The following is a 9,203-nucleotide window of genomic DNA, read 5'->3' as shown; positions in this document are numbered from 1 at the left end:
CGTCAGCGGGCCGCGCTGCGCGACAGGTTCCACGACCACCAGGCGTCGTCGTCGAGTTCGGCGTGGATCGGTTCCTCGATCTCCAGGCGCAGTTCGGGTGGCAGGCCGGTCAGCGCGGGCAGGATGTCGGGCGACAACCGGCTCAGGTACCCGGTGTCGAGCCGCTTGCCGTGCTCCCAGCGATCGACATTGCGTTCGGCGACAAGGTGTTCCGGATTCAGCAGCGCCAGCGCGACCAGCGTCGCCAGCGCGGTGCCGACCGCGGCGCGCGGCACCCAGCTCCACCGCAACCGGGCGATGGCGACCAGCACCAGCACGTACACCAGGCCCACCCACAGCTCGCACACCTCCACCAGCAGCCGCAGCACGGTGAACCCGTAGGCCTGCTGGTAGGTCCACATCCGGGCCAGCGCCGACCCGACGATCACCAGGGCCAGCACGCTCACCGCCGAGAGCAGGATCCGCAACCAGCGCCGGTCGGCCGCGCTGTCCTGGGCGGCCCAGCGCAGCACCGCGAGGATCACCGCCAGGGTCAGGATGCTCACCGCCGACAGCTGCCAGAAACCGCTGCGCGCGTACTCCGCGTAGGTCAGGCCCGCGGTGCGCTGCACGTAGTCGTCGCCGCCGAACAGGGCGACGAACTGGGCGCCGACGAACGCGGCGAACAGCACGGTCAGCGCGCCGACCGGCAGCATCCACTCACCGCGCGCCCAGGTCCGCGCCGGACGGGCGACGGCGGTGGCGGGCGCCGGTGGCCCGGCCAGCAGATACAGCGCGCCGAGCGCGCCCGCCGCGACCACCCCGAACAGCAGGATCCACTGCCAGGCCGTCGCCGCGTCCACCGAGGGCACCAACCCGCTCAGCAATTCGGCGAACGTGGCGTCCGCCCCACCCAGCAGCGGCACGAACACCACCAGCAGCGCCGCCGTCACCGCCACCGACGCCCCGTAGCGGCGCACCGTCGACGAATCCGCCGCCTTGCCCGGCCGCAGCCCCGCGAACGCCCATGGCACCGCACCGAACACCGCCACCGGCACCGCCGCCACATCGTGCAGCAATCCCCGCCGCGTCGCCCGCCCCAGCACCGCCAGCGACCCGGCCACCCCGGCCGCCAGCACACACAACACGAACAACCACCCGGCCGCCCGGAACGTCCCCACCCCGAGCAGGACCAGCGCGGCCGCCGCCCACCACACCCGATCCCGCACGGTGGCGGGGCGCTCGGCCTCGGCCGCGGACTCGCTTTGTCCCGCAGCAGCATTCACTGCCGACGGAACCCGCCCCGCCGCTCCCCGGTCGGCCGAGGAAGCCTGCTCGGAGCCGACTTGTACAACGCCACCCGTCGATGCGGCGTTCGCGGAGCCTGCGTGCACCGCAGCGATGGTCGCCGTGGAGTGCGGCAGGCCGGAGCGCGTGCCGCCACTGGTCGGCGTGCGCTGCGCGGAGCCGGGTCGGGCGCCGTCACGAGGCGGTGCGGACCGGGCCGGCCCGGTGGCCTGATCGGGCCGTTCGTTCGAGGATTCGACGGACGGCGCCTGGGCCCGGTGGGTCTGTGCCACATCGGGTGTCGAGCCGGCAACGGTCGGCCGGCTGCCGGTGGTCTGCTGAGATGCCGCAGCAGTGCTGGTCGCGCTGGGCTGCGCGGCGCCACCGGTCGGAGTCGACTCGGTTGAGTCGGACTCGGCGGACCGATCGGGCGGTGTGATCGAGGACGCGTCGGCCGCACCCGTGGCCCGGTGGGTCTGGGCCGCTTCAGGTTCGGGCGACGAGGGTTGGTTCGCTTCGGCCGTGGTTTCGGCCGCATCTGATGCCGAGCTGTGTTCGGTGGTGGGCGTTGAGTGTTCGGTCGATGGTGTTCGGTGAGGCGGCGCGTCCGCAGGGCCCGCCGTGGCAGACAGGTCCCCGGCGACCGGGGGAGTAGGGTTGTTCGGCGACGCCGAGGACGTCTGTGCGGCAGCGGGATTCGGGGTCGCTTCGGCGGAAGCGCGGGAGCGTGCGCGGTAGTCGACGGCGCACAGGGCTCCGGTCAGGACGGTGCCGGCGAGGAGCCAGCCGATGCCGGGGCGGTCGATCGGGATGACGGTGGCGCCGATGACGCCGGTGATCGCGGCGGCCGGGAGGACGCCGGCGGGACGGGCGACACGTTCCCAGTACGGAGTGGCCCGGGGTGCGGGTGGGGGCAGCTTCGGCATGGGCTGCATCGGGGGAGTGGTGGCGGCTGCGGCCTGCCAGCCCGCCGTCCACGGCGCGGGCGATGTTTCAACCTGCGCCGCAACTGCTTTCGTTGCAGGACCGGCCCCTGTTCGTGCGTCGAGCAGACTCGTGCCGGTGGTCGCGGCGCCGGTGGTCGTTGGTGCTCCGCTGCTGCTGCTGCCGCTGGCGCTGGCGCCGCCGCCGCTGGCGCTGGCGCTGCCGGTGCCGCTGCTGTCGCTGCTGCTGCCGGTGCTGCCGCTGCTGCTGCTGCTGCTGCTGTCGCTGCTGTCGCTGCTGTCGCTGCTGTCGCTGCTGTCGCTGCCGCCGCTGCTGCTGCCGCTGCCGCCGCTGCTGCCGCTGCTGCCGCTGCTGTCGCTGCCGCCGCTGCTGCCGCTGCCGCCGCTGCTGCCGCTGCCGCTGCCGCTGCTGCTGCCGCTGCTGCTGCTGCCGCTGCCGCTGCTGCTGCTGCTGCCGGTGCTGCTGCTGCCGGTGCTGCTGGCGCTGCTGCTGCCGCTGCCGCTGCTGGTGGCACCACTGCTGATGGCACCACTGTCGCCGCTGCTTGTGCAGCCACTACCGCCGGGCTCGCTGTGGCCGGTGTCGCCGGGGTTCGTGCCGTCCACGGCCGCGGGGATCGCTGTGGTGGCGGCACTTTCGGCGCCGGTGGATAGGGCGTCGCCGGAGGCGGGTGGCGGGGTGGGTTCCTGCGGTGTCGTGGTTTCCTCGGGCATGGGTCCCCTCCAGGGATGTGCGGGATCGTCCCGGGACCGTGGCGGTCCGGGATGGTGGGTGTCGGGTGTGGGGCGGGTCAGTCCGTGGGAAGGACGACGCGGATGCGGGAGCCGGGGCCGGCGACGGCGATGGTGCCGCCGTGCAGGTCGACCACCCAGCGGGCGATGGCGAGGCCGAGGCCGGTGCCGCCGCCGTCGGTGCGGCCGCCCCGGGTGAATCGGTCGAAGACGGTGGCGCGGTCGGCCTCCGGAATGCCGGGGCCGTCGTCGGCGATCTCGAGGACGGTCGCGTGCGGCGTCGCGTGCGCGTGGACGCGCACCTCGCCGCCGGCGGGACCGTGCCGGGCCGCGTTGTCGAGCAGGTTGAACAGCACCTGGTGCAGGCGGGCGCGGTCGGCGAACACCGTGGCGGCCGCCGGGTCGATCGCGGTCGTGAAGCGGACGCCACGGCCGAGCGCGGCCGTCATCACCTCGGCTTCGGCGATCACCTCCGCCAGCAGCGGGGCGACAGGACAGTGTTCGCGATCGAGGGTGAATGCGCCCGCCTCGATGCTGGACAGGTCGAGCAGTTCGGAGACGAGTAGACCCAGCCGTTCGGTCTGCGCCAGCGCCGTCCGCAGAGTCGCCGGATCGGGGTCGCTCACCCCGTCGACGATGTTCTCCAGCACCGCGTGCAACGCCGTCACCGGCGTCCGCAGCTCGTGCGAGACATTGGCGATGAGATCGCGGCGCTGCCGGTCGGCGGCGGCCAGGTCGGCCGCCATCTGGTTGAACGCCGTCGCGAGCTGACCCACCTCGTCGCGCGAGGTGGCTCGCACCCGGAAGCTGTAGTCGCCGTGCGCCATCCGCCGCGCCGCCGCGGTCATCTCCCGCAGCGGCCTGGTGATGCCGTGCGCGAGGAACTGCGAGGTCACCAGCGCGATGATCATGGCGGTGAGAGTGGTGAAGGTCGGCAGCCAGCCGATCCGGAACCAGAAGTAGGCGAACGCGACCGCGCCCGAACACACCATCAGCACAGCCAGTTTCAGCTTGATCGAGCGCAGCGGGTCCAGTGGCCGCGGCAGCCGGTCGGCGACCCGGTCCAGCAGGGTCGGGGTCGCGTCGGTGGCCGTCATCGCGCGTCCAGGGCGTAACCGACACCGTGCACGGTGCGGATCAGATCGGCGCCGAGCTTGCGGCGCAACGCCTTGATGTGACTGTCGACCGCGCGGGTCCCCGCGGCGTCGGACCAGTCCCAGATGTCCTCGAGCAGCCGTTCCCTGGCCAGTACCGCCCGCGGCCGCTGCGCCAGCCGGGTGAGCAGATCGAATTCGAGCGGCGTCAGCCTGGCCTCGGTGCTGCCGCGCCAGACCCGCCGCTCGTCGAGATCGATCCGCAGGTCACCGACCACGATGGCGTTGTCGCCGCGCTCGGCGGCCCGCTCCACCCGGCGCAGCAGCGCGTGCACGCGGGCGGCCAGCACCCGCATCGAGAACGGTTTGGTCAGATAGTCGTCGGCGCCGACGCCGAGGCCGACGAGCTGATCGGTCTCGTCGGTCCGCGCGGTGAGCATGAGCACCGGGACATGCCGCTCGGCCTGAATACGCCGGCACACCTCGAGCCCGTCGAAACCGGGCAGCATCACATCGAGCACCACCAGATCCGGTTCGGACGCGGCCGCCGCGGCGACCGCGCCGGGACCGTCGTGCGCCACCTCCACGGTGTAGCCCTCGGCCCGCAACCGCGCCGCGACCGACTCCGCGATGGTCACCTCGTCGTCGACGACGAGGATCCGCCGCGCGGGTGCCGCGGTCCCGCCCCCACTGAATTCCATGGTCAGACCCTAGCGAGCGGGTGTGGAGGGAACCGGCGCCAAGTGTGGAGATTCTGTGTGCGGTCGATACCATGGCCGGGTGCCTCAGCGTTTCCGCTCCACGCCGCCGCCCGCCTCCTGAGCGAGGTGCACCGAGTAGCCGTACCGCCCGCGATGAGGTGGTGACGGCCCCGCTCGGTAGTCGATGGCGCGTGCCCTGACCCGCTGTGCGCACCTCGTTTCCGCGACCTCCTTCCCTCTGTCGCAGGAGCGAATTCCCTGATGTCTGTTTCCCTTTCCGTGTCCACGCCTGCCCGTCGCGGGCTCGTTCCGCTCGTCGTAGCCGGGGTGCTGTGGGGCACCGGCGGATTGCTGGGTGCCCTGGTGCGAGACCGCACCGGGCTGGTGCCGATCGGTGTCGCCGCCTACCGGCTCGCCGTCGGCGGCGTGATCCTGGTGCTCGTGTCGCTGCTCGTGCGGCGCGCACTCCCGCGTGGGCGCGCCGCCTGGCGGCGTATCGGTGCCGTCGGCGCGCTCGCCGCGGTGTTCCAGACCTGCTACTTCGCCGCGGTCGCCACGTCGTCGGTGGTGCTCGCGACCCTGGTGACGATCGGTGCCGCGCCCGTCGTCGTCGCTTCGGCCGACCATGTCACCGGCCGCAGGCCGCTGGACCGGCGTCGCGCGGGGACCCTCGCCCTGGCACTCACCGGGCTGGCCGTGCTGGTCGGGGTACCGGGTGCCGACGCGACGGGTCTGCTCGCCGGTGCGGTGCTCGCCCTCGTCGCGGCCTGCGCGTTCGCCGCGGTCACCCTCGTCACCGCGCGACCGGTCCCCGGCCTCGACCCGGTGACCGCCACGGGTTACGGATTCCTGGCCGGCGCCGCCCTGCTCGCCGTCCCCGCCGCCACGACCGGCCTCACGATCGCCCCGACCCCGGCGAATCTGCTCGCGGTCACCGTCCTCGGTCTGGCGCCCACCGCCCTCGCCTACGGTCTGTTCTTCCACGGCCTGCCCGCCGCGGGTGCCGCCACCGCCGCGCTGCTCACGTTGCTGGAACCCCTCACCGCCACCCTGCTCGCCGTCGTGTTCCTCGGCGAACGCCTCACTCCCGTGGCCTGGACCGGCGCGGGGCTGCTGGCCGCCGCGCTGATCCGTACCGCGACGATCGACGACCGCGCACCGGTCGAGCCAGGCTGAAACACGCAGTGGGCGAGGCGATCAGGCGTCCGGGAACAGGCCAGGCAGTTCCATGGCGTAGGCCAGGTCGTCGCGGGTGCCGAGGGTGACCAGCAGGACGCGGATCATGGTGATGCGGGCTTCGGAGGCCAGCGCCGGGTCGGGATCGCTACCCGGCTCGGCGTCGGCGGTGAGCCGGTAGACGATGTACTCGCACACGTGCAGCGCCGCGTCCATGTCCAGCGGCGCGGGCACCGGGCGGCCCAGCTCCTCGAACGTCTTGCGGACCAGATCACGGATGTCGTCGAGGGCGCGTTCGCGATAGGCCGAGACGGGGGAGCCGGGGTCGTGCAGTTCGGCGAAGAGCGGACGCAGCATCGGGCCGTGCCCGCGCGCCCAGTCCACATAGGCGTCGATCAGCCGGATCCCCAGCTGGACCGGCTCGTCGGTCCCGCTCAGCGCCTCCCTGATCCCGCCCACCAGGCCGTCGTTGGACGCGGTCAGCACCACGTGCAGCGGCTCGGAGGCATTGCCGAAATAGCGGTAGAAGGTGGGCCTGGCCAGGCCGGCCTGCTCGATGATCTGGGCGACGCTCAGCCCGCGCGAGCCGTTGCGGGCGAACACCGCTGCGGTCGCGTCCACGATCCTGGCCCTGACCTCGTCGGCCTGTGCCCTGGTCTGCGGGGGACGTCCACGGCGCACCGTGGCGGAATCACCGGACATCGCACCTCCTCACAACCGCCCGACGCCTGCGGAAAGCTTGACACGGTACCGGCTCCAACCATTAATCTAACACTACTGTTCAGCAAATAGCCGAACCTGCGCGATCGCACCGCGCGACCCATCTGTTGAGGAGAAGGGCCGACAATGACGACAGCCCCCGAGCTGACCGCCGAACCCACCGCGCTGCCGACCGCGCTGGTCAAGCCCCTGTTCGACCGTGCGGTCGCGGGCGGCGCCCCGTCGGTACCGGTCTACGCCCCGGCCACCGGACGCAAGATCGGCGACCTGCCGCAGTCCTCCGTCGACGACATCGAACGTGCCTTCAAGGTGGCCCGCCACGCTCAGCGCGACTGGGCCAAGGTGCCGGTCAAGCAGCGCGTGGAGATCCTGCGCCGCTTCCACGACATCGTGCTCGCCGAGCAGGACACCATCCTCGACATCGTGCAGACCGAGACCGGCAAGTCCCGGCCGCACGCCTTCGACGAGGTCGGCGACGTCGCGCTGAACTCGCGCTACTACGCCGCGGTCGCGCCCAAGCTGCTCGCCGACCGCAAGCCGCGCGGCGTGCTGCCGGTGCTCACCTCGGTCGAGGTCCGCAACCGCCCCAAGGGCGTCGTCGCGGTCATCTCGCCGTGGAACTACCCGCTCGCGCTGTCGGCCTCCGACGCGTTGCCCGCGCTGGTCGCCGGTAACGCGGTGATCGCGCGTCCGGACAACCAGACCGCGCTGTCGGCGCTGTGGGCCATCGACGCCGCCGAGCGCGCGGGCCTGCCGCGCGGGCTGTGGCAGGCCGTGCTCGGCCGTGGCCGCGAGATCGGCGGCGACGTGATCGCCCGCGCCGACTACGTCGACTACACCGGCTCCAGCGCCACCGGCCGCACCATCGCCCAGCAGGCGGGCGAGCGCCTGATCGGTTACTCGCTCGAGCTCGGCGGCAAGAACCCGCTGCTGGTGCTGGCCGACGCCGACGTCTCCAAGGCCGCCAAGCTGGCCGTGCGCGCCTGCTACTCCTCGGCCGGTCAGCTGTGCGAGTCGATGGAACGCATCTACGTCGACGCCTCGGTCTACGACCAGTTCGTCGCCGAGTTCGTCGGCAACGTCAAGAACATGTCGCTGGGCGGCGAGCTCGACTACAGCAAGGACATGGGCTCGCTGACCTTCCAGCGCCAGCTCGACACCGTCAGCGCGCACGTCGACGACGCCGTCGCCAAGGGCGCCAAGGTGCTCGCCGGCGGCCGCGCCCGGCCCGACCTCGGCCCGTACTTCTACGAGCCCACCGTGCTGGCCGACGTGCGCGAGGGCATGACGGTCTACCGCGAGGAGACCTTCGGCCCGGTCGTGTCGGTGTACAAGGTCGACTCCGACGAGGACGCGATCGAAGCCGCCAACGACACCGCCTACGGCCTCAACGCCAGCGTGTGGAGCAAGGACGAGGAGCGCGGCAAGGCCGTGGCGGCCCGGATCAACGCCGGATCGGTGAACGTCAACGAGGGCTTCATCGCCGCCTGGGGCAGCGTGGACGCGCCGTCGGGTGGCCTGGGCATCTCGGGCCAGGGCCGTCGGCACGGCCCCGAGGGCCTGCTCAAGTACGTCGACACCCAGACCATCGCGGTCCAGCGGGTGCTGCCGATCGCGCCGCTGCCCGGCATGTCCGAGCAGATGTGGGCCAAGACCATGACGCTGGTCTTCGGCGTCATGAAGACGCTGCGCCAGAAGTAGCGCAGCGAAAAACGAAGCAGGGGTAGGTATTACATGAAGCTCGAGACGGTCGCGGGTAAGCGGGTGCTGGTCACCGGCGCCGCCATGGGCCTGGGCAGGCTGTTCGCCGAGACGGCGGTCCGTGAGGGCGCCGACGCGGTGGTGCTGTGGGATGTCAACGAACTCGCGTTGCGCGAGACCGCCGCCCAGCTGACCGCCCTGGGCGGCAAGGTGCACTCGCACGTGGTCGACGTGTCCTCACAGGACTCCATCCGCGAGGCGGCCGAGGCCGTGCGCAAGGAGATCGGCGGCATCGACATCCTGGTCAACAACGCCGGGATCGTGCGCGGTAACACCTACTTCTGGGAAACCGAGAACCGCGCCGACATCGACAAGACCATGGCGATCAACTCGCTGGCCCCGATGTACGTGGCCCTGGAGTTCCTGCCGGGCATGGTCGCCGGTGCCGGGCAGGCGCGGGTGCTCAACATCGCGTCCTCGGCCGGTCTGGTCGCCAACCCGCGCATGGCCGTCTACGCGGCGTCGAAGTGGGCGGCGCTGGGCTGGTCGGATTCGGTGCGCCTGGAGCTCGAGCAGGCCGGCCACGACCACGTCAAGGTCACCACGGTCTGCCCGACCTACATCAACACCGGCATGTTCGACGGCGCCAAGGGGTTCCTGTTCACCCCGATCCTCGAGCAGACCGAGGTCGTGGAGACCTCGTGGGCGGAGATGAAGGCGGGCGGCGCGCTGGTGGTGCTGCCGTGGACCTCGCGGATGAACCGCGCGATCTCGGGCCTGCTGCCGCTGAAGGTGCGCGACTTCTATCTCAACGCGGTGGGCGTGTACCACTCGATGGATCAGTTCACCGGTCGCAAGTAGACCCCGGC

Annotated in this window: 7 protein-coding genes; 3 read left to right on the top strand and 4 right to left on the bottom strand. The window is 71.9% G+C overall.

From position 1 onward, the window contains the following. Positions 1-2 precede the first annotated feature (2 nt). The 3 genes from EL493_RS22565 to EL493_RS22550 all read right to left on the bottom strand — a co-directional run bounded on the left by EL493_RS22565 (position 3) and on the right by EL493_RS22550 (position 4,737). Entirely contained in the window at positions 3-1,265 is a 1,263-nt protein-coding gene (locus tag EL493_RS22565; protein ID WP_198041135.1) for a DUF4153 domain-containing protein, read from the bottom strand. 1,736 nt (positions 1,266-3,001) lie between these two features. After that, entirely contained in the window at positions 3,002-4,039 is a 1,038-nt protein-coding gene (locus tag EL493_RS22555; RefSeq protein WP_019047606.1) for a HAMP domain-containing sensor histidine kinase, read from the bottom strand. After that, entirely contained in the window at positions 4,036-4,737 is a 702-nt protein-coding gene (locus EL493_RS22550; protein WP_019047605.1) for a response regulator transcription factor, read from the bottom strand. The genes EL493_RS22555 and EL493_RS22550 overlap by 4 nt, the downstream gene beginning before the upstream one ends. A gap of 261 nt (positions 4,738-4,998) precedes the next feature. On the opposite strand from EL493_RS22550, the gene EL493_RS22545 reads away from it, so the two are divergent. Further along, positions 4,999-5,913: a DMT family transporter gene (locus EL493_RS22545; RefSeq protein WP_022566750.1), complete on the top strand. Its 915-nt coding sequence runs from the start codon at positions 4,999-5,001 to the stop codon at positions 5,911-5,913. A 21-nt stretch (positions 5,914-5,934) separates the two neighbouring features. Here EL493_RS22545 and EL493_RS22540 read toward each other — a convergent pair whose 3' ends face one another. Further along, a complete protein-coding gene (locus EL493_RS22540) occupies positions 5,935-6,615 on the bottom strand; it encodes a TetR/AcrR family transcriptional regulator (protein ID WP_019047603.1) in 681 nt (226 codons plus the stop codon). 144 nt (positions 6,616-6,759) lie between these two features. Here EL493_RS22540 and EL493_RS22535 point away from each other — a divergent pair, with 144 nt between their 5' ends. Continuing rightward, positions 6,760-8,334, top strand: coding sequence for a succinic semialdehyde dehydrogenase (locus EL493_RS22535; protein ID WP_019047602.1), 1,575 nt, complete (start codon positions 6,760-6,762; stop codon positions 8,332-8,334). Positions 8,335-8,367: 33 nt separating this feature from the next. Next, complete coding sequence (locus EL493_RS22530) at positions 8,368-9,195, top strand: SDR family NAD(P)-dependent oxidoreductase (protein WP_019047601.1); 828 nt, start codon at positions 8,368-8,370, stop codon at positions 9,193-9,195. Positions 9,196-9,203 lie beyond the last annotated feature (8 nt).

This window comes from Nocardia asteroides, assembly GCF_900637185.1.
Taxonomy (GTDB): domain Bacteria; phylum Actinomycetota; class Actinomycetes; order Mycobacteriales; family Mycobacteriaceae; genus Nocardia; species Nocardia asteroides.
The sequence above is the reverse complement of the archived record's forward strand: the minus strand, read 5'-3'. Positions and strand labels throughout refer to the sequence as shown.